This window comes from Pseudomonas sp. JAI111, from assembly GCF_024809425.1.
Taxonomy (GTDB): Bacteria; Pseudomonadota; Gammaproteobacteria; order Pseudomonadales; family Pseudomonadaceae; genus Aquipseudomonas.
On the sequence record NZ_JANUCB010000009.1, the window covers coordinates 31,527 to 51,748 of the forward strand.

At 60.8% G+C, this 20,222-nt stretch carries 16 protein-coding genes; 10 read left to right on the forward strand and 6 right to left on the reverse strand.

Annotation, left to right across the window (positions count from 1 at the left end):
• Positions 1-195: 195 nt before the first annotated feature.
• On the reverse strand, positions 196-1,164 hold the full coding sequence (locus tag HNR03_RS24115; protein ID WP_259156239.1) for an ABC transporter substrate-binding protein: 969 nt from the start codon (positions 1,162-1,164) through the stop codon (positions 196-198).
• A gap of 87 nt (positions 1,165-1,251) precedes the next feature.
• Positions 1,252-2,064, reverse strand: coding sequence for a phytanoyl-CoA dioxygenase family protein (locus HNR03_RS24120; RefSeq protein ID WP_259156240.1), 813 nt, complete (start codon positions 2,062-2,064; stop codon positions 1,252-1,254).
• Positions 2,065-2,173: 109 nt separating this feature from the next.
• On the opposite strand from HNR03_RS24120, the gene HNR03_RS24125 reads away from it, so the two are divergent.
• Positions 2,174-3,088: a LysR family transcriptional regulator gene (locus HNR03_RS24125; protein ID WP_259156241.1), complete on the forward strand. Its 915-nt coding sequence runs from the start codon at positions 2,174-2,176 to the stop codon at positions 3,086-3,088.
• 1 nt (position 3,089) lies between these two features.
• On the opposite strand, the gene HNR03_RS24130 is transcribed toward HNR03_RS24125, so the two are convergent.
• The 4 genes from HNR03_RS24130 to HNR03_RS24145 form a co-directional block, all read right to left on the reverse strand.
• Positions 3,090-3,683 (reverse strand): DUF4157 domain-containing protein, encoded by a 594-nt coding sequence (locus tag HNR03_RS24130; RefSeq protein WP_259156242.1) that lies wholly within the window; start codon positions 3,681-3,683, stop codon positions 3,090-3,092.
• Positions 3,684-3,893: 210 nt separating this feature from the next.
• Positions 3,894-4,991: an extracellular solute-binding protein gene (locus HNR03_RS24135; protein WP_259156243.1), complete on the reverse strand. Its 1,098-nt coding sequence runs from the start codon at positions 4,989-4,991 to the stop codon at positions 3,894-3,896.
• Position 4,992: 1 nt separating this feature from the next.
• Positions 4,993-5,901: an N-carbamoylputrescine amidase gene (gene aguB, locus HNR03_RS24140; RefSeq protein ID WP_222587495.1), complete on the reverse strand. Its 909-nt coding sequence runs from the start codon at positions 5,899-5,901 to the stop codon at positions 4,993-4,995.
• A 4-nt stretch (positions 5,902-5,905) separates the two neighbouring features.
• On the reverse strand, positions 5,906-6,958 hold the full coding sequence (locus HNR03_RS24145) for an agmatine/peptidylarginine deiminase (RefSeq protein ID WP_259156244.1): 1,053 nt from the start codon (positions 6,956-6,958) through the stop codon (positions 5,906-5,908).
• A 134-nt stretch (positions 6,959-7,092) separates the two neighbouring features.
• On the opposite strand from HNR03_RS24145, the gene HNR03_RS24150 reads away from it, so the two are divergent.
• The 9 genes from HNR03_RS24150 (at position 7,093) to HNR03_RS24190 (ending at position 20,173) form a co-directional block, all read left to right on the forward strand.
• The gene (locus tag HNR03_RS24150; protein ID WP_259156245.1) at positions 7,093-7,947 is read left to right on the forward strand and encodes a LysR substrate-binding domain-containing protein; all 855 of its coding nucleotides are present in this window, start codon (positions 7,093-7,095) and stop codon (positions 7,945-7,947) included.
• Positions 7,948-7,986: 39 nt separating this feature from the next.
• A complete protein-coding gene (locus tag HNR03_RS24155) occupies positions 7,987-8,898 on the forward strand; it encodes a LysR family transcriptional regulator (protein WP_259156246.1) in 912 nt (303 codons plus the stop codon).
• A gap of 669 nt (positions 8,899-9,567) precedes the next feature.
• Positions 9,568-10,737 (forward strand): non-hydrolyzing UDP-N-acetylglucosamine 2-epimerase, encoded by a 1,170-nt coding sequence (gene wecB, locus HNR03_RS24160; protein ID WP_259156247.1) that lies wholly within the window; start codon positions 9,568-9,570, stop codon positions 10,735-10,737.
• A gap of 41 nt (positions 10,738-10,778) precedes the next feature.
• A complete protein-coding gene (locus HNR03_RS24165) occupies positions 10,779-12,992 on the forward strand; it encodes a cellulose biosynthesis cyclic di-GMP-binding regulatory protein BcsB (protein ID WP_259156248.1) in 2,214 nt (737 codons plus the stop codon).
• A gap of 12 nt (positions 12,993-13,004) precedes the next feature.
• On the forward strand, positions 13,005-15,119 hold the full coding sequence (locus tag HNR03_RS24170; protein WP_259156249.1) for a glycosyl transferase family protein: 2,115 nt from the start codon (positions 13,005-13,007) through the stop codon (positions 15,117-15,119).
• Entirely contained in the window at positions 15,116-17,665 is a 2,550-nt protein-coding gene (locus tag HNR03_RS24175) for an NfrA family protein (RefSeq protein WP_259156250.1), read from the forward strand. Before HNR03_RS24170 ends, HNR03_RS24175 begins: the two co-directional genes overlap by 4 nt.
• Positions 17,666-17,673: 8 nt before the next feature.
• Positions 17,674-18,327, forward strand: coding sequence for an alginate O-acetyltransferase AlgF (locus HNR03_RS24180; protein WP_259156251.1), 654 nt, complete (start codon positions 17,674-17,676; stop codon positions 18,325-18,327).
• Complete coding sequence (locus HNR03_RS24185; protein ID WP_259156252.1) at positions 18,324-19,313, forward strand: alginate O-acetyltransferase AlgX-related protein; 990 nt, start codon at positions 18,324-18,326, stop codon at positions 19,311-19,313. The genes HNR03_RS24180 and HNR03_RS24185 overlap by 4 nt, the downstream gene beginning before the upstream one ends.
• 77 nt (positions 19,314-19,390) lie before the next feature.
• Positions 19,391-20,173, forward strand: a complete 783-nt coding sequence (locus HNR03_RS24190) for a hypothetical protein (protein ID WP_405046087.1) — start codon at positions 19,391-19,393, stop codon at positions 20,171-20,173.
• Positions 20,174-20,222: the final 49 nt, after the last annotated feature.

Here is a 20,222-nt window from a genome sequence, read left to right on the forward strand (position 1 = left end):
GAAGAGTCGGCAGTGAAATTCTAGTTCGGAATACAGGTGAGAGGATTCAGTTCGCTTGGGGGTGCTAGGAATCGACCAGTGCCAGTCAGAAACTGTTACCGAGGTGGGTGGGTCATACCGAGGGATTGGCCATCAGCGATTGCGCCAGGAGCAACAACCTTGGCCAGAGAAAGGGCATCCCTGCCCTTTGACGAGCTAGAGCGTCGCGTCGATTTTTTTCGCCGCCGCTTCACTGACCCAGGTATGCCAGATTTCCGGGTGTTCCTTGAAGAAAATCTTCGCCAGCTTGGGAGAATCAATGTGCTCCTTGGTCATGCGGGCCAGGTTCTGGTTTAACAGGTCGATCGGCAGATTGACCTTCTCCAGCACGCCTACCAGTTCCGGCGCCTGCTCATGGAAAGCGCTGGAAAGCCCGACTTTGATGCTGATCTTTTTGTCGACACCCGGCTTCTCTTCCAGCTTGACCAGGTCGACCTGCCCCATGAGCGGTGTCGGGGACCAGTAGTAAAACAGTATCGGCTCGCCACGCTTGTAGCTCGACAGGACCGCGGCATCCAGGGCTGGGCCGGTCCCCGGACGGAAGTTGGTGTAGCTCGCTTCGAGGCCGTAGCTTTTTAGCATTTCGCTGTTTTCAAGTTCGCAGGTCCAGCCGGCCGGGCAGTTATAAAAACGGCCCTTCTTCGGCTCTTCCTGATCCTTGAAAAGTCCGGCGTACTGCGTCAGATCGGCGATTTTTTTCAGGTCCGGAGCCTTGGGCTTGAGGTTGCGTTTGGCATCGCCTTCGACCACATACCGCGGCACATACCAGCCTTCGGTTGCGCCAATGATCGGTGCGCCGACGCCCACTACCTTCCCGGAGTCTGCCGCCTTGTTCCAGACTTCGCTGCGACCCACCCATTCTTCCGCCAACACTTGAATATCATTGCTGCTCAAGGCGCTCTCCATCGTGATGGAATTGCCCGGCAGCGTATCGATGGCACAGCCGTAGCCGTCCTTGAGCAGAACTTGCAACACGTCGGTGAGCAACATCCCGCTTTCCCAATTGAGCCCGGCGAACTTCACCGGTTTGCCCGACTCGCACCAACCGGCGGCCTGGGTCGCTGCACTACCGGCCAACAGACCGAGGGAAATCAGTGTGGCGGTAATATTTTTTTTGATTTTCACAATCGCACGCTCCAACACAGTGAACAGGGTTATGGCAGTGCAAACGTTCGCCACATCAGTGGCGAACAATTGTCATCAACGTAAAACTCAAGCTCCTTGATGTATCGTCGGGAACCAATCTTCGCGCAGTCTCTGACCGGTCTGCATCGCATGCCCTGGATACGGTGGAGAGGTCCGTCCTGGACGCTCGAAGTAACGGATGTCGTCGCCAAGCCAGCGCAGCGACAACACACGTCGACGCTGCGCCGATGCATTGCCCCTGGCGCCATGGACCGTGCGGAAATCGAACAGCACTGCATCGCCAGGCTGCATCTCCCACTCAAGCACTTGCATGCCCTCTTCCTTGTCCGGATCAGGCGCGTCACGGTACCCGTCCGCGCCCCGGTAAAAATCGCTTTGATCGGCCCAGTGGACGGGTTTTATCCCCTTCTCCCAACGGTGTGAGCCTGCAAGCAGCCGCAGTGTCGATTCGCGCACTGGGTCAACGGGTATCCAGAAACTGACGTTCTGGTTGCCCTCGACAAAGTAGTAGGGAATGTCTTGATGCCAAGGCGTGGCTTTTTGCGCCCCCGGCTCCTTGACCAGCACATGATCATGGAAGAATTGTGCCGATTTCGAACGCATGACAGCGGCAGCGACGGAGGCTGCCGGCGACTGCTCCACCATGGCGCGAAACTCCGGGATCCGCTGCCAGTTGCAATAGTCATCGAAAAAACCGCCCGGCTTGTCATCCTTCTCGACGTATCGGCTGGCGTAAACGCCTGGCTCGTTCAGATTGCGCTCAATACCGGCGGCAATGGTCTCGATCCAGTCACTGAAAATGCCGCGCAGGCAAACCGCCCCATCGCGTTGAAAGGCCTCAATGTCTTTTTCGTTAATGGTGTAGGAACTGCGTGTCATGACCTGAAACTCCCTCGAACAAGAAATAAAGGTGGGCGCAGGACAAATATTTCATGACACTCAACGAAGATAAAATAATATGTCTTGATCTGACACCGAAGAAAATCTTATGAAGTTCAGCCTGCGACAACTGCGTTACGCACTCGCTGCGGCCAAGCACGGCAACCTCACGCTGGCGGCCGAGGAGTTACACGTTTCCCAACCTTCGATCTCCACGGCCATTACCGAGCTGGAACAGCTTTTCGACCAGCCACTGTTTGTTCGCCAACGCGGGCTCGGCGTGTCCCTGACGCCTTTCGGCCGCACGGTGATGGCCCAGGCCAAACGTGTCTTGGCCGAGGCTCGGAGCTTTTCGGACATCGGGAGTAACAGCAACGATTTTTCTGGAGAACTGGTACTGGGTTGCTACGAGGACCTGGCGCCTTATTGCCTGCCGCAAATCCTGAGGCGCGTGCAACAGGACCATCCTCAGGTCACGGTCGATATGCGCGAAGGCGGGTTCGAATATCTGGGCAAGCGTCTCGCTGAAGGCGCCCTGGAGTTGGCGCTGACGTACGACCTGGGGTTGCCGGCAAACATGGAATGCATCGTGCTGCGCCAGTTGACGGCCCATGCCTTGTTGGCGGCTGATCACCCGCTGGCCAACGAGACCCATGTCAGTCTGCAGGCTCTGAGCGAATGCAACCTGGTGGTGACTGACCAAATCCACAGCTGGCAACACGTGCTCGACCTGTTCAATTTTCATGGGCTTTCGCCCGCCAGCGTCCAGCGCACACACAGCTTCGAGTTTCAGCGCAGTCTCGTCGCCAATGGATTCGGCGTGGCGCTGACCTATACCAGACCCTTCGGCGACCACAGCTACGATGGTCAGCCGCTGGTCTGTCGTCCGATCCGCGAAGAGCTGCCTGCACAGCGCATCGTATTGGCCTATGACCAGCGCTACCCGTTAACGCCACCTGCCGAGGCGTTCAAACAACAAGCCGTGAACTGGTTCAACGAACGGCCGCCGTTTGCCGCAAATTGAGTCAGTGAGCCCCTTCCCGCACCCAGCGCCTGACTTCAGCCTGTATCGCATAAGCCGGCGCCTCCACCGCATTGAAATCCTGGGTATAGCGCTGGGCAAATCCGTCGACTCCCCATTCCTGAAACTGTTGCACGTGCTTGAGTTCGTGAGCCCAGACGGCGAGGTTCTGTTCTGCGGTTTGAGCGTCCCGGAAGAGGATGATGTCGATCAGCGTCACCGCTCCGACATCGGGGTTTTGCAGCATGGCGGTGGCGGCGGTGAATTGGCTGGCATCGCTGACTTTGTAGTGCGCGGCATCAAGGACGCCGGGGTCGTACCAGCGCAGCAGTTGCTCGCGGATGTGCGGCGGGATGGGCTGGATGTCGGCGCTGCCGGCTTCGGCGCGGGCTTGGGTCAGCCACAGCGCCAGTGCAGGCGCCGCGACCTGGTAAATGTCATCGGGAAGTGTGCCGAGCAGCGGGCTCAGGTCTGGCAGGCAGACGCAACTGTCCAGGCACACTTGTTTCTCGCCAGCGGGACAGTCGTTGGCGTGGGCTGGCACGACAAGTATCAGGCCAAGAACAAACAGCGCCAGACGCGGGGTGATGGGCGACATGAGCCCCTCCAGGGACGCGAGCAGCGAGTCACAACTGATCAAGTTCGTGTATAGCTTTCACGTATCCCTGTCGGTTTCTTCTCCATGATTGCTATGGATCATAGCCGCGCCTCAGGACTAGCCGCCATCAGACGCCGAACGTGAATTTCGAAGGATCTTCCTTGTCATGCTGCCTGTTGCCCCCGACCATCCCATCGATGGCGAAGTCACTCATTTCGCAGTAGCCGTCTTGAACTTGGTCCAGGTACGCATGCGCGCCCGCATGTCGGCCTGGGGAATGTCCTTGCCCGGAATCAGCCGTGCATAGGTGGCCTCATCGAGGTAGATGTCCGGGTTGTTGCGCATCGTCGCATCGACGCTCGGCCGCGCCTTGGCGTTGGAGGTCGGGTAGCCGGTGAAATTGCTGATGGCGGCCATGTTCTGTGGACGCATGACGAAGTTGATGAACGCGTAAGCATATTCCGGGTGTTTGGCGTCGACCGGAATGGCCATGGTGTCCATCCACACCGTGGTGCCTTCACGGGGGATGCGGTATTCGAATCGGGTGCTCTTGCCGGCGCCGTCCGACGTGCGTTGCGCCTGGGTCATGTCGCCGCTGTAGCCGAGCGACAGGCACAGGTTGCCATTCACCAGATCGGTCACCGGTTGGGACTGGAACTTGCGAATGTACGGCCGCAATTTCATCAGCAATTCACTCGCTGCCGCCAGGTCCTGCGGCTTGGCGCTGCGCGGTTCGCGACCGAGGTAATTGAGCACCACTGCCAGCACTTCGTCTGGCGAGTCGATCATCGAGATGCCGCAATCGGCAAATTTGGCGGCCAGTTCCGGCTTGAACAGCATGTCGAGGCTGTTGACCGGCGCATCCGGCGCGCGTTGTTTGATTTGTTCGGCGTTGTAGGTCTGGCCGATGGTGCCCCAGGTGTAAGGCACAGTCGCTTGGCTCGAATGCTCATACTGCGCGCGCAGCTTCTGCAGACCGGGCTCGACGTCATTCAGGGCGGTGAGTCTGGAGCGGTCCAGCGACAACAGGCTACCGGCGCGCATCAGGCGCTCGGCAACCGTGTCGCCGGGGAAGATCAGGTCATAACCGCTGCCGCCGGCGAGCATCTTGGCTTCCAGCGTTTCGCTGCCATCCATGACGTCGTAGATCACCTTGATCCCGGTTTCTGCAGTGAATTGGGCGAGTGTGTCTTCGGCAAAATAATCGGCCCAGTTGTACAGCCGCAGGGTTTTCTCTTCGGCGCGCAGCGATGGCGAGGCGAGCGCCAGACCCAAAGCGGCGAGCAACAGCGTGTGGGGAATGCGCATGTCAAACTCCTTGAGTGTTCCAGCGTGCGTGGGAATGGCGACCGTCCTGGCTCAACAGCGCGCCGTACATGTCCGGCCGGCGGTCGCGGTAGATGCCCCAGCTCAGGCGTTCTTCGCGAATTGCGGCCAGGTCCACGCTGTGGACCAACACCCCGCTGCTGTCTCGGTCGGCTTCGGCGAGCAGCTTGCCCTTGTGATTGCAGATGAATGACGAGCCGTAGAAGCTCATCTGCAAGTCTGGATCGGTGGTTGCCACCTCACGACCGACGCGATTCGCCGCGACCACGGGCAGGATGTTCGCGGCGGCATGACCGCGCATGGTCATCTGCCAGTGATCGCGCGAATCCAGCGTGGCGCAGCCCGGTTCGGAACCGATGGCGGTGGGAAACAGCAAGATTTCGGCGCCCATCAGCGCCAGGCAACGGGCGGTTTCGGGGAACCACTGATCCCAGCAGATGCCCACGCCAAGACGCCCGAACGCGGTGTCCCAAACGCGGAAGCCGGTATCGCCGGGGCTGAAGTATTCCTTCTCCTGATAGCCGATGGCGTTGGGGATATGGGTCTTGCGATACACCCCCAGCAAACGCCCGTCGGCATCCGCCACGCTCAGGGAATTGAAGTAGGCATTGCCGGCCTTCTCGAACCAGCTCAGCGGCAACACCACCCCTAACTCTTTGGCCAGTGCGGCAAAGCGCTTGAGTACGGGGCTGTACCGATACTCTTCAGCCAACATCAAATGCTTATGGCTCTGCTCGATGCAGAAATACGGTGTGGCGAACAGCTCTTGCAACAGGATGACCTGGGCGCCCTTCCCGGCCGCGTCCCGGACCAACTGCTCGGCTTGATCAAGGTTGTGCGGTAAATCCCAGGTGCAAGGCATCTGCGTGGTGGCAATCGTCAGCAACGTCATGGCATCAACCCTCCACCGGCCAGGCCGGCTGCTGCTGGGTGATGCAATGCACCCCGCCGCCGCCATGCGCCAGATGGTTGATCCGCACCGGCACCACCTCGCGCCCCGGGAAGGCATGAGTCAACACCTCGGCCGCCGCGTGGTCGGCATCGATGCCATAGGCCGGCATGATGATCGCGTTATTGGCGATGTAGAAATTGGTGTACGAGGCGCAGAACACCTCGGCGTCGCTGTCCACGGCCTCGCTGGCTTCATACAACTCGATCAGCTCGAACCGTCGGCCGTTGGAATCGGTGGCCAGTTCCAGCGCACGACGGTTTTCCCGGGCGACCTCGGCATACACCGATTGCGTGTCGTGGGTGGCGTCCACCAGCAGCACACCAGGACGAGCGAATGCACAGACGCCATCGACGTGGCCATCGGTCATGTCGCCGGTCACGTAATCCGGATCACCCGGTAGCCAGATGGTTTTCTTCACGCCCAGCAGGCGGGTGAAGATCTCTTCGATTTCAGCCTTGGTCATGCCCGGATTTCGATTGGGATTGAGCAGCACCGACTCGGTGGTAATCAGCGTGCCCTCGCCGTCGACATGAATCGCCCCGCCTTCATTGCTCAAAGGTGTGCCGAAGCACTGCATCCCCAAGTGATTGAGCGCGCGGCGCGCCAGGCTCTCATCCAGGTCGTGCGCCGACTTGCCGCCCCACGCGTTGAAGCGCCAACTCACACCGGCCATCCCGTGTTGCGGGTGGCAGACGAAGCTTGGGCCTGAGTCGCGGCACCAACTGTCATTCACCGCCATTTCGATCAATTCAATGTTGGGTCCGCACAGCGCTTTTGCGCTGGCGACAGCAGACGGATCGACCACCATTTTCACCGGTTCGAAACGGGCAATGGCGTTGGCGACCCGAGCGAAATCTTCTTGTACCAACGGCAAGGTAACGCGCAAACCCGACTCCCAGAGTGCCCGGTTGTGCGGCCAGACCATCCAGGTCGCGGTGTGTTTAACCCACTCGGCCGGCATCCACCAGCCGCCGTTTTGAAGTTGGTTCTGCTGCATGATAAAAAGCCCCTTAGTTAAGCCATTGTGTTCAACAAAACTGCCTTGGCGGTCTTGGCATGCATGCTACGGCTGTAAAAACGGGCCAACAAACGATGGATTTTGCAGAAAAGTGATTAGAGGAACTTATCAATATGCTCAAGCACTGGCCCCCGCTCAGCACCCTTCGCGGCTTTGAAGCCGCCGCCCGCCTGGGCAGTTTTCACAAGGCCGCCGACGAATTGCACCTGACTCAATCGGCGATCAGTCAGCAGATTCGAACGCTTGAGGCGTACCTGGAACAGCCGCTGTTTTTCCGCAGTGGACGCAGCGTCAGCCTGACCGATGCCGGCCACGATTTGCTCAGCACCACCCAAGCGTTGTTGCAGCAATTGGCGGTCGGCATTCGCCGCCTCGGGCAATACCAGAAACCCAATCAACTGGTGCTCAACACCACGCCGACGTTTGCCCGTCATTGGCTGCTGCCACGGCTGGGGGATTTTCGCCGGCAGCACCCGGAAGTCGACCTGTGGATTTTCAGCACCGATGAAGTGCCGGACATGACCACCCAGACCATCGATCTCGCGGTGCGCGACGACATCAGTTCCCAGGCCGAATGCAGCTTCAAAGTGCTGCACGCCGACCGCCTTTACCCAGCCTGCCACCCGGACCTGTTGGTGCTGCCCGCCGAGCAACGCACCACGCTTCACGGCGAACGGGAAATGGACTGGAGTCATTGGGCGGTGGAGGCCGGGATTGATGTCGGCCAGAAGGATCAGGGATTGAATTTCTCCGATCCTGGCCTGTTGCTGGACGCAGCATGCGCAGGGCTCGGCATCGCGCTGGTCAGTCAATTGCTGAGCCAGCCAGCGCGCGCCAACGGCTTGTTGCAACCCTTGGTGGAGGACACCATTCGCGGGCCAAACTGGGCCTTGTTGACCCATCGCGACAGCGAAAACAATCCGCTGGCGCGAAGCTTCGTCGACTGGCTGCTGAGTAACCTGGAGTGAGTTACTCAAAATCACTACATACATGAACACAGGTTACGAATGAGCCAGACCCTGGATTTGTCATTTTTCTACCTGCTGGCCAATAAAGGCAGCCTCGCGGCGACGGCACGGGAACTTGGCGTCACTCCGCCGGCGGTGAGCAAACGCCTGAGCGCATTGGAAGCCCGGCTGGGCATTCGCCTGGTCAACCGCACCACGCGCTCGATGAGCCTGACCTCGGAAGGCGAGCTGTATTTTTCCCATGCCGCGCGCATCCTGACCCAGATCGATGAGGTCGAGCAGTTGATCAGCAGCAGCCGGGCGACGCCCAAGGGACTGATCCGCGTCAACGCCTCGCTGGGATTCGGGAGCCGTTATATTGGCCCGGCACTCGGCGCCTTCTTCGCGCAATACCCTGAGGTGGAAATCCAGCTGGAAATCAGCGATCACCCGCTCGACCTGGCAACGCACGGGTTTGATCTGGGCATTCGTTTTGGCACCCTGCCCGATGCCGCTTTCCATGCACGCAAGATCGCCTCCAATCGCCGCCTGCTCTGCGCTTCGCCGCTGTACCTGGAAAAGCACGGTGTGCCCAAGCGCCTCGCGGATCTGCAGCAACACAACTGCATCTTCCTGCGGCAAAACGAAACACCCTACGGCGTGTGGAGTTTTACCAACGGTGGGCGCACGCAAAACATCAAGGTGCGTGGCGCGTTGGGCTGTAATGACGGTGAAGTGGCCCTGAACTGGGCGCTGGAAGGCCACGGTATTTTGCTTCGGGCCGAATGGGACATCGCTCGCTATGTACGCAGCGGTCGCCTGCGCCTGGTGCTGGAGGATCAGACCCCCACTCGCGCCGACGTCTATGCCGTCTACCCGCAACAATTGCACTTGTCGGCGCGAGTGCGCAGCCTTATCGATTTTCTGGTGGAGCGCTTCAAACACATTGATCATTTGGAAGAACAGGAATGAGCTTCGGATTGGAAACGGGCTGACCGATCGTCACTGGCAAGTTCTCTAACAACGTCTATTTTAACAAGTGAACGTACAACTATTACTAGCGCGCATTAGTTGACGCCATGTTATCGATGGCGCCTGACAATATTCAGGCGTCATTAAAGTGGCCAAAGCAACCACGCCACCAGAAACTTATGAGACTGATACCCAAAACCGCGACCACAGAGCCTAATGATTAATTCAGCAGAACTGACGAACGGACACAAATTAAATAATATCGTTTAAAATCAATGAATTATAAAATTAACAGCTACTGCTAGACGCCCCACTGGAAATTAGCAAAACCAACACAGACCGGGCGTAAATATAAAAAGTTTCAAACTTATTTATTAAATTAAATAGTGCATTTAACACTTTTAAATATTGAACATAGGTGCTAATAATCCGCCCGCCACCGGGTTCTTAAGGCGTCATACCCTTCTCACATGAAGTGAACATTAGCCCTCAGGCTGACTTTTCCGGTTTCAACTAACCCCCAAATAACGCCAGCTTGTTCAAGTTTTAATAAACTCGGACCAGCTATTTCGCTGCGCATAAATCTGCGCGAGGAAGGGCATCATCGCTCGTCATCAATCCAGGATTAAAATCCTATCGATTTTCGGTACCCGTCCAGAAGCCATCAAGATGGCGCCTTTGGTCAAAGCCCTCGCTGCAGAACCTGGCATTGATTCGCAGATCTGCATCACCGGCCAACACCAAAGCATGCTCAAACAGGTGCTGGATCTGTTCGACTTGAAAGCCGATTACACCCTCGATGTGATGACGCCGAAACAGACGCTCAACTCGCTGACAGCGGCGCTCTACGCGGCGATTGACCCGGTGCTGGACTCGACCTGCCCGGATCGGGTGCTGGTACATGGCGATACCACCTCGGCCATGGTCGCCGCGATGGCTGCGTTCCATCGCCGCATTCCGGTCGGCCATGTCGAAGCCGGTTTGCGAACCGGTGATATCTACAGCCCGTGGCCCGAAGAAATGAACCGCCGCTGCATCGACCTCGGCGCGGACATGCTGTTTGCACCGACTCACGAATCGCGGCAGAACCTGCTCGACGAACGCCTTCAGGGGCGCACGTTCGTGACCGGCAACACGGTGATCGACGCCTTGCAGATGACCGCGCAGCGCATCGAACGGGACGCTGACCTGCGTGCCAGCCTGGACCAGCAATTCTCCTTCCTGCAGGGCGGCCGCAAGGTCCTGCTGGTAACCGGGCATCGTCGTGAGAACTTCGGCGAAGGCTTCCTCGATATCTGCAAGGCCTTGAGCCATCTGGCTCGGCGTGCCGACATCCAGATCGTCTATCCGGTGCACTTGAACCCCAATGTCATGGGCCCGGTCACCGAACACCTGGGCGGCCTGCCCAACGTGCACCTGATCCAGCCGCTGGACTACCTGGCCTTCGTGCGCCTGATGCAACGGGCACACGTGATCCTGACCGACTCCGGTGGTGTGCAGGAAGAAGCGCCGTCGCTGGGCAAACCCGTGCTGGTCATGCGCGATGTGACCGAGCGACCGGAAGCTGTCGCTGCCGGCACCGTGCGGCTGGTCGGCACCTCGCCGGACTCGATCATCGAGGGCGTCAACGCGCTGTTCGATGACGACCTGCTGTGGCGTCGCTGCTCCCTGGCGGCCAACCCCTACGGCGATGGCCTGGCCAGTTCGCGCATTGTCGACGCCCTGATGGGTCGTCCGGTCGATGAGTTCATCGTCGCCAGCCCTTTGCCTCAATTCCTGCACTCGCCGTCAGGAGTGCCGGTGGCCGAGAAACACCACCCGGCTTTTACCGCTCAGTAACCCAAATCACTTCTCCCCTTATCAGCTCGAGATCTACCTGAATGAAGTCTTCCGTTGCCATCCATACGGGTGCGCTCAGCGCCTTTGCCTGTGGCGTGAGCCTGCTCGCGCTCATGCCGACCTTTGCCTTGGCCGCGGACAGCCCGCTCACCCAGGCGATCAACCGGCTCACCGCCGATACCCGACAAGAGCGTGAGATTCGCTTGAGCGATCTGGGGATCGACGCACCGATCATCCTCGGTTCCACCGATTCGCGACGTGAACTGTATCTGCCGGTGCCGGCGGGCGTTCCGCTGACGGATGCGTCGCTCAATTTTGACGCCAGCTACCTCAATGGCGAAGGCGGCCGCAACACCTTGATGCTGTCGCTGGATGGCTATCCGGTGAGCGCGCAAGGGCTCAGCGAACCTCAGGGCAATGCCAGCACGATACTAGGCGTGGACAAGAAAGCGCGAGACAGCGGCTCGGTACGCCTGGGCGTCGCCTGGTCATCGGTCGTATCGCGTGTGTTGTGCGAAGACGAACGCGCCATCGGCAACGTATTGCGCATCGAACCGAACACTCGCCTCACCTACAGCTACGACGCCAGCCTTTTGCAGGACGTCGGTGCTGCCTGGACAGCATTGCCTGGCAAACCGGGAATCATGGTTGCGCCGGGCACGGTGTCCGCCGAAAGCTACGACGCCGCCTGGCGCCTCGGTGTGGCACTGGAGCGGATCGGCAAGCACGCCCGCATCCTGCCCTTCCCGGCACTCCAGGACAGCGTTGACCTGAGCGGCCTGCGCATCCCGGCCGAACTGCTGGCGATCCCGGCCTTTGCCAGCCTGAACGGCAAGGGCACGCAGGTCCTGGCGAACCCGGCGCAAATCGGCGCACTGCTGATGCTGGGCCAGACCCCGAACGTCCAGGCTGACCTGGCGATCAATGACCCGCAACTGCTCAAGGCCGTCAATGACGCCCTTGACGCGTTGCAGAGCCAGATCCAGGGCCTCGACGCCTCCGCCGTCAACGCTTTCACGCAATGGCGTGCGCAGCACATCAATGCAGGCCTGGCCGCCACTGGCACAGACAATGTGCGCTTGGCACTGCTGGGCACACGCCCGGTGCTGATGATCGCGCCGCAAGCGACCGGCAAGGCCTTGGCCTTGTTCAGCTCGGCCTGGAACTCCCTGGCCCGCAGCCGTCAATTGACGGTCAGCGAAGCCCAGTTGCCACTGAGCGCCGATGGCCGCGTGGCCTTGTCCCGCCTGGGCGGCAACCCCGGCGCCATCGACGTGCTGGCCAAGTCCGACTGGAGCACCTCGTTCCCGCTGGGCAGCGTAGCCTACGACGGTCGCCTGCCTGTGAAAGCAGTGATCGACGTGTCCGCCGCTCCCGGCGCCTCGGACACCGATCCGGTGGCCTCGCTGTTTCTCAACGATTACCTGATTGGCGCGCAACAGCTGGTGGCCAACGGTGAAAAGCAACGCATCGAAGCGCGCATCCCGCGTTACGCCTTGGGCTCGACCAACGTGTTGCGCGTGTCGTTCCAGCGCCAGCCTGTCAGCGATCGCTGCCTGGAAACGCCACAGGCGTTCCCGGTCTCGGTATTGCCGACCAGCCATATCGTGCTGGAAAAAACCACGCTGGGTGATGACTTCTCCGGCATGGCTGCGCGCTTTGCCATGGACACGCAAATCCTCGTGCCACAGGCCTACCTCGAACACCCGGCAAGCAGTTTGCCGCAGGTGATTTCGGTCGCCAACGCCGCCGGTGTTTCGCCGCTGCGGGCAAATCTGAATGTCAGCGCCGACCCGAAAAACTCGGTCACGCCGGACAAGCCTTTCCTGGCGTTCGAGCTGCCGATCAAGGACAGCAAAGAGTCGGTGCTGGTCGATGACCAGGGTCGCCTTCGCGTCAATCACAAGGATCAACTGCTGCTGGACGTGCATCCCCTCAACCACCTGGCCTCGTTGCAAGTGGTCGATGCCGGCAGCCAGCACGGTCTGGTCTATCGCACCCTGGGCGCCGACGCGCCACGCTTCGCCAAGCAGGTTCTGCTGAGCCGCGGCGACGTCGCCATCCTCGGTGACAACGGCACCCTGACCACCTTCGATACCCAGGACCCGAGTGGCAGCCAACTGATCGACAACGAAGAACCCAAAGGCCTCGATGCCTGGCGCACGCCGTCGCTGCTGTGGCTGATTCCCGGCGGCATTCTGTTGGTCCTCATCCTGTTGTTGGCTGGCCGTAACGCCCGTCGCAATCGTCAATAACGGTACCCTTCGATGACGTCGCTTTATTGGCCCTACTGGCTGGCCCACTACTACAGTTTCCTGGAGTTCTCGACCATCGTGGTCGCGATACTGATCCTGATCTCCGGGGTTGACGATCTGTTCATTGACCTGTGGTACTGGTCTCGCCGCCTGTTTCGCAAGTTCACCGTGGGCCGCAAGTACCGGCCGCTGACCGCCGAGCAACTGATGGCCAGGGACGAACAACCCCTGGCAATCATGGTCCCGGCGTGGCTGGAATACGACGTCATCGCGCCGATGATCGAGAACATGGTGTCGACCCTCGATTACCAGAACTATGTGGTCTTCGTCGGCACGTACATCAACGACCAGCGCACCATTGATGAAGTGGAACGCATGCGTCGGCGCTACAAGCAGTTGCATCGCGTGGAAGTCCCGCATGCCGGGCCGACCTGCAAGGCCGACTGCCTGAACTGGGTGATCCAGGCGATTTTCCTGCACGAGAAAACCCACGGCATAACCTTCGCCGGCGTCGTGCTGCACGACAGCGAAGACGTGCTGCATCCGATGGAATTGCGCCTGTTCAACTACTTGCTGCCGCGCAAGGACATGATTCAGTTGCCTGTGGTTTCGCTGGAGCGCAACTGGTACGAATGGGTGGCCGGCACCTACATGGACGAGTTCGCCGAATGGCACGGCAAGGACTTGGTGGTGCGTGAAAGCATGACCGACACGGTGCCGTCTGCCGGCGTCGGCACCTGCTTTTCACACCGCGCGTTGCGCGTGCTGGCCGGGGAAACCCAGAACCAGCCGTTCAACACCGACAGCCTCACCGAGGACTACGACGTTGGCGCACGCCTGGCCAAGGTCGGCATGAATGCGATCTTCGTGCGCTTCCCGGTCAAGTTTCGCGTGCTGCGCAAATCGTGGTTCCGCAAGCCGTACGAATCGACCCTGACAATGCCGTTGTGTGTGCGCGAATTCTTTCCAGACACCTTCCGCACCGCGTTCCGCCAGAAAGCTCGCTGGACCCTTGGCATCGGCCTGCAAGGCTGGGAGCAAATGGGCTGGAACGGCTCGCTGGCCAACCGTTATCTGCTGTTTCGTGACCGCAAAGGCGTGGTGACGGCGTTCGTCAGCATCATCGCTTATGTGATTCTGGTGCAGCTGCTGGCGTTGATCATTCTGCGTCACAGCGGTCTGTGGGACGTGAGTTTCCCGACCCCGTTTGAAACCAACGGCTTCATCAAATACCTGTTGCTGGCCAACGGTGCCGCACTGGCCTGGCGTATCGCCCACCGCTGCTACTTCACCACCGTGCTCTACGGCTGGCAGCATGGTTTGCTGTCCATTCCGCGCATGGTCGTCGGCAACTTCGTCAACTTCATGGCCGCCTCACGGGCCTGGCGCATGTTCCTGGTCGGCAAGGTGATGAACCGCAAACTGGTGTGGGACAAGACCATGCACGACTTCCCGTCCACCGACCTGGTCGCTGTCGCACCGCGCAAGCTGGGCAGCGTGTTGCTGTCCTGGCAGGCGATCAACGAAACCGACCTGCAAAGCGCCCTCACCGAACAGAAAACCCGGCACATGCCCTTGGGCCGTATTTTGCTCAGCAACGGTTGGCTGGATGACGAGACCCTGGCTGAAGCCATCGCCTTCCAGAACGACCTGCCCCGGGTGTTCGATCTAGCGAATAAGGCAGAGGACGCCAACCAGACGCTCGACGATGAATTCGCCCTGCGCTGGCGCGTGGTGCCGCTTGGCCTGAATGCAGACGGCCTGGCGCAAATTGCCGTGGCCAGTCCACTGCCAGCCGAAGGTCTGCAACAGATCAGCAATGAGCTGGGCAGCGAGCCAGTGCAATTGATCGCCCGGGAAAGTGAAATCGTTGCGCAATTGCGTCAACTGAACGTGCGCGACGGCCAGGCCGTACCGGATGCCCGTGCGCCGCTGTTGGGCGACCTGCTGATCGAAATGGGTCTGCTGGATCGCGAGGTGTTCGACCGCGCCATGTTGCAGTACCGCCCGCAACGTCACGGACGCATCGGCGACTATCTGGTCGACAGCGGCGTGCTGCCCCGCGAAATCATCGAAAAGGCCGTGGCACGTCAACACAGCCACTACCCTGCGGAGCTTCCGGCATGAATCGCCCCTTGTTGACCCTCATGGCGACGGGGCTGAGCCTGATACCTGCGCTGGCCCTTGCCGAAAACCTGCCGCTGCCATTGACCGGCCCGGCCTATGTCACCGCCAACGAGGCCTACAGCGCCTACGAACGCAAAGACTACGACCTGGCCATCGCCAAGGCCCGCGAAGCACTGCGTCAGCGCGCCGACATCACCCGTTTGAATACGCTGATTGCGCTGGCGCAACGGGACAAGGAGCTGCGCGACCATCCCAAAAGCTACTCGCCGTCACGCCAGGCTCCGGGCTTCGGCGCCGCGGCACAGGCCTTCAAGGCCTATGATCGCGATGACTTCGGCACGGCGGCTATTGCGGCACGCAAAGCCATCGCCCAAGCGCCCAAACGCATGGATTATCGACTGCTGTTGATCGAATCCTTGCAGCGCCAGCAACATTTGCAGGACGCCGATCAAGCCACCACCCAGGCCTTGGCCGTCTTCCCCAATGACGATACTTTGCTGATGCGTCGCGAAGCAATTCGTCGTCAACTGGCCGCACCGCTGGCGGTCGAAGGCTATCGCGCCCTGGAACAAGGCCAAGTACCGGTGGCCGTGGACCGGGCACAAAAAGCCGTCGCCTGGGCGCCGGAAATCGGCGCCAACCAGCAACTGCTGATCAGCGCCCTGCTCGCTGCCAACGATTACCGCGGCGCCGAACAGGCCGCGACCGGCGCATTGGCCCAGGACGATGGGGAAATCGCTCCGTGGATTCTGCGCAGCTATGCCCTTGATCGTCAGGGCAAGACCCAGGCCGCTCAGGCGGACCTTAATCACGCCCTGGCCATCGACGGCTTGCTGGAAACCGAAACCCGCGACATTCGTTTCTTCGCCGCCGACGCCGCACTGGCCCATGGCGAGCCTCAGCAAGCGCTCGATCACTTGCAACCGCTGGCCGACGATGAAGGCGGCGAAGTAGCACGTCGACGCACCGCCGCCCGTATGGCGTTGCGCCAGAAAAACAACGGTGCAAACGTCAGTGCCCGCTTCCCTGCCCCGGCCTTGAACTGTCAGGAAACGGCCTTCGGCCTGGTCTGCGATATCTGGCCGGGCAACCAGCGCGACGGCGGCACGGACATGGCGACCCAGGCTTACGCAGCCCTGGCCCGCAAAGACCCAGCAACGGCAGCGGCCCTGGCGCAACAGGCCATTGACCGTGCGCCGCAGAATCCGGCGTACCGCCGTTTGCTGGTCAGCGCCTTGAGCGACCAGAAACGTGTGCCCGAAGCCATCACCGCAGCCAGCGAAGGTCTCAAGATCACTGGCGATGACGCACGACTGTTGGCCCAACGCGGCCGTCTGCGTCAGCAAGCGGGTGACGATGCCGGGGCTCGCCAGGACTTTACTCAAGCCCTGGCACTGGGCAGCCTGCCCGCTTACGAAGAAGCCAGCCTGTATGCCGCCATCGGCCAGCGCCGAACTGCGCGCGAACGGCTGCAACAAGCGCGGGACACCGGTGAACTCGAATCGATGAGCGAGCTGCAAATCGCTTACCTGTCGGTCCAGGCCGGCGACGATGACAGCGCCCATGAGTCGTTCCGCAAGGCCGATGCCCAGACCCGACTCTCGCCGACAGCCACTCAGGATGCGGCCTACAACGCGATGCGGGTCAATGACGACGAACAAGCCGTCACCTACTTCAAGCGCGTCATCGATTCGACCAATGCTGGCGATCTGGACCTGACCCCGCAGCAGTTGTTCGACACCCGTCGCGCGGTGGCCGATGTGTCGCGCACCTGGGGCTTGACCAACACCACCAGCTATCGCGGCAACAGCACCAGCAGCGGCCTGAGTTCTGCCCCGAGCGGTGGCAGTGGCAGTACCAGCAATGACAGCGTGCAAAACAGCACCGAACTTTCCTGGCGTCCCCTGGGCTACCGCAACGCACGTTTTGTCGAACTCTACGGTCGCGTCACCGACACGTTGTGGAGCAAGAACAGCGATTCGGATACCGGCGTCGATGCGCTGCAAGGCGCCTTGGGCGTGCGGGTCAAACCGTTCACCTCGCTGAACGTGATGGCCGCCGTCGAGCGCACCTTCCCTTTGGGCTCATCGAATGTCGACGGTGACTGGTTGCTGCGTCTGGGTTATGGCTCCAGCATCGGCACCGACCTGCGGGTCGATACCGACAGCTGGTGGACCTCGCAGCTGTACGCCGAAGGCGGTCATTACGTCAACGCCTCGCGCAACTACTTCAACAGCGAATGGCAGGTGGGCCGCAGCTACGCCATCGGCGGCGCGGGCTCGCGCTGGGTGACGTTCCCGCATGTGGTGGCCGCGTTCGACTACGACTCGAAGATGAACAGCGAGACCGGCGCCGACGGCAGCGACCACACATCGTCCGGCAAGGCCGGCGGCATTGGCGTGGGCAACAACGTGCGTTACTGGTTCCGCGAAGACGCGTACAACGCGCCTCGCTCCTACGTGGATTTTTCCCTGCAATACCGTGTGAAGGTGCTGGGCGAAGACAACGCTGAAGGCGTGTTCGCGCGCCTGACCTACTCCTATTGAGGACTTGCATGAACGTTCGAATGTGTTTGTGGCTGGGTCTTGGCCTGCTCCCGATGGGGGCGCACGCCGCCTCTGAAATCGCCCAGTTGTATGCGCCAAAACTGCCGGAAGGTTCGGCCTGGTTGCGCGTGGTCAATCCGTCCGACACTGCCCAGCAAGTGCGGGTGGACCAGGGCGCAAGCGTCGCCCTTTCCGCGCAAGCCACAGTGGCCAGCGCTTTTCAGATGGTGGACTCGCGACAGCCGCTGCACGTGACCGTCAATGGTCAGGAGATCAAAGGGCTGAGCGCGCCGAAAAGCGCGTGGGTCACGTTGATCCTCGACAGCGACCCGACACGGGCGCCACGCCTGGTGATCGACCCGCCGTTGCGCGGCAAGGACCTGCGCGCCGAACTGAATGTCTACAACCTGGCCAACGGTTGTGACAAGGCCGAGGTCAAACTGGCCAATGGCGCCCCTGTTTTCAATCAGTTGCCGTTCAACGGCCAGGCCCAGCGCACGATCAACCCGGTGCAAGCGACGCTGGTTGCCTCCTGCAATGAAACCGCGAGCCTGCCGTTGAAGCTCGCGCCCTTCAAGGCCGGTGACCGTTACAGCCTGTTCCTGGTCGGCTCCCGCCAGGCGCCACGCCTGATTGGCCTTGTCGACCAGAGCGCGCCATGAACCTTCAATTGAAATCCGCTGGCCGCCCTCCTCGCCTGTCGATTCCTGGCGTGATCGCCGGCCTGTTGTTGAGCCTGTCCGGCGCCAGCGTTCAAGCGGCCTCGGCGGTGATTACCGGCGACGGCGGCTGGTTATTCCCGGCCTGGGAAAGCCTGAGCAAGGTCGACAACGCCGGCACGGCGCGCAACATCGCGCTGGTCAAAACGCTCCAGCAGCAACTGCAACGCGAACACATCGGGCTGATCGTACTGGTCGTGCCCATGAAAGCGCCGTTCTATGCCCAACGCTTGCCCGCCGATCAGCCGCTGAGCGCAGCAGTGAATCAGCGTTATGAGCATTTGCAGGCTGACCTGACTCGCGCCGGCCTGACCACGCTGGACATCAAGCCGATCCTGCTCCGCACCGAGGTTGGCCAGCAGACCGCGTTTTACCGCGCCGACTACCACTGGACGGCCTGGAGCGCGGAAAACACCGCCGATGCCACCGCACAACTGATCACCGAGCGTTACCGCCTGCAAGGTCAACCCGGCGGTGGCGCGGCGCTCGGCCAGTGGTTCGAACGCCGCGCCTTCGGCGACCTGGCGAGTAACTTCCTGCCGGCGGTCAAGCGCAAGGCCATTGGTCGCGACATCTACACCGTACGCCATCAGGCCGAGAACGACTTGCTGATCGATGATGCACCGGCGCCGGTTCAAGTCATCGGCAACAGCTTTGTCCAGCCTTACCTGGGCTTTACGCAAAAGCTTTCCAATGCCCTGGACCGTCCCGTTGCGCTGACCTGGAATCCCGGCGACGTCGGCCCGTGGGCTACGCTGCTGCAATACCTGGAGTCGGCGGATTTCGCCCAACACAAACCGCAAGTGATCGTCTGGCAATTCAACGAGGGTCAGTTCCACCTCGGCCCGGATGCGGCCGCCAACTGGAACGCCAAGGGCGTCACTTCGCTGAGCCAATGGCATCAACGCATCGACAAGGCTCTGCCGTGAAGATTCTTGGCTACACCGTCAGCCGGGCAACCCTAGCCGGACTTTTGTTCGCCGCCACTCTCGGTGCAGGTACCAGCATGCTCTATGTGACCCACAACAAGACTCTGGAACCAGGGGTTGTCGGCATCGTCTGGCAGCCAGACAACAAGACTGTCGGCATCAATGGTCACTGGGAAAAACTCGGCGCGCGTGAGCTGCTGGTGCAATGGACGGTTGTCGACGACCAGGCCTTTGTGCCCGGCACCGGCCTGCCCAGCGTACCGGTCCTGCCCGACTGGGCACGCATCGCCAAGGCACCGTGGGCGCAGGATGTGATCGTCGGACTGGCGGGTTACTTCAGCGAAAACCGCTCACGGGACAACATCGAGCAACTGGCCGCGACCTCGGAGCGCATCGCCAAGTTGCCGACGCCGCTGCACGTCACCGGCTGGTATTTCCCCGCCGAAGTCGACCCCAGCTGGACCCGCGCCAAAGAACTCCCCGCCCTGCTGGCCAAGCTGCCGCGCCCGTTGTGGATCAGCGTGTACGACGGCGCCAACATCGGCCCCGCCGCCACCGCCGACTGGCTCAAGCAATGGCTACCGAATGACATCGGCGTGTTCTTCCAGGACGGCGTCGGCGTCTACGCCCGCACCGCCCCGGTGGCCAAAACCTACGCCGACGCGCTGAGCCAACGCCTGGGCAAAGACCGCGTGCGAATCATCGTCGAAGCCTTCCGCCCCCGCTTCGGCGGCGGATTTCGCTCCGCAACCGCCGCCGAGCTCAAGCCGCAAATGGCAGCGTATAACGGTTATCCGCTGTACCTGTTCGATGGGCCGCACTATGTGACGCCTGAGTTGGTGGATCAGTTGGCGCGATAACGTCCAGTGGCGGTCGTTCGATCGGGATCGCCCGCATCGCCACACTTGT

Bases quoted from the DNA above. Each gene is read 5' to 3' on its own strand.
- HNR03_RS24120 (WP_259156240.1), bottom strand. From the start codon at position 2,064: ATGACACGCAGTTCCTACACCATTAACGAAAAAGACATTGAGGCCTTT.
- HNR03_RS24125 (WP_259156241.1), top strand. From the start codon at position 2,174: ATGAAGTTCAGCCTGCGACAACTGCGTTACGCACTCGCTGCGGCCAAG.
- HNR03_RS24130 (WP_259156242.1), bottom strand. From the start codon at position 3,683: ATGTCGCCCATCACCCCGCGTCTGGCGCTGTTTGTTCTTGGCCTGATA.
- HNR03_RS24135 (WP_259156243.1), bottom strand. From the start codon at position 4,991: ATGCGCATTCCCCACACGCTGTTGCTCGCCGCTTTGGGTCTGGCGCTC.
- aguB (WP_222587495.1), bottom strand. From the start codon at position 5,901: ATGACGTTGCTGACGATTGCCACCACGCAGATGCCTTGCACCTGGGAT.
- HNR03_RS24145 (WP_259156244.1), bottom strand. From the start codon at position 6,958: ATGCAGCAGAACCAACTTCAAAACGGCGGCTGGTGGATGCCGGCCGAG.
- HNR03_RS24150 (WP_259156245.1), top strand. From the start codon at position 7,093: ATGCTCAAGCACTGGCCCCCGCTCAGCACCCTTCGCGGCTTTGAAGCC.
- HNR03_RS24155 (WP_259156246.1), top strand. From the start codon at position 7,987: ATGAGCCAGACCCTGGATTTGTCATTTTTCTACCTGCTGGCCAATAAA.
- wecB (WP_259156247.1), top strand. From the start codon at position 9,568: ATGGCGCCTTTGGTCAAAGCCCTCGCTGCAGAACCTGGCATTGATTCG.
- HNR03_RS24165 (WP_259156248.1), top strand. From the start codon at position 10,779: ATGAAGTCTTCCGTTGCCATCCATACGGGTGCGCTCAGCGCCTTTGCC.
- HNR03_RS24170 (WP_259156249.1), top strand. From the start codon at position 13,005: ATGACGTCGCTTTATTGGCCCTACTGGCTGGCCCACTACTACAGTTTC.
- HNR03_RS24175 (WP_259156250.1), top strand. From the start codon at position 15,116: ATGAATCGCCCCTTGTTGACCCTCATGGCGACGGGGCTGAGCCTGATA.
- HNR03_RS24180 (WP_259156251.1), top strand. From the start codon at position 17,674: ATGAACGTTCGAATGTGTTTGTGGCTGGGTCTTGGCCTGCTCCCGATG.
- HNR03_RS24185 (WP_259156252.1), top strand. From the start codon at position 18,324: ATGAACCTTCAATTGAAATCCGCTGGCCGCCCTCCTCGCCTGTCGATT.
- HNR03_RS24190 (WP_405046087.1), top strand. From the start codon at position 19,391: ATGCTCTATGTGACCCACAACAAGACTCTGGAACCAGGGGTTGTCGGC.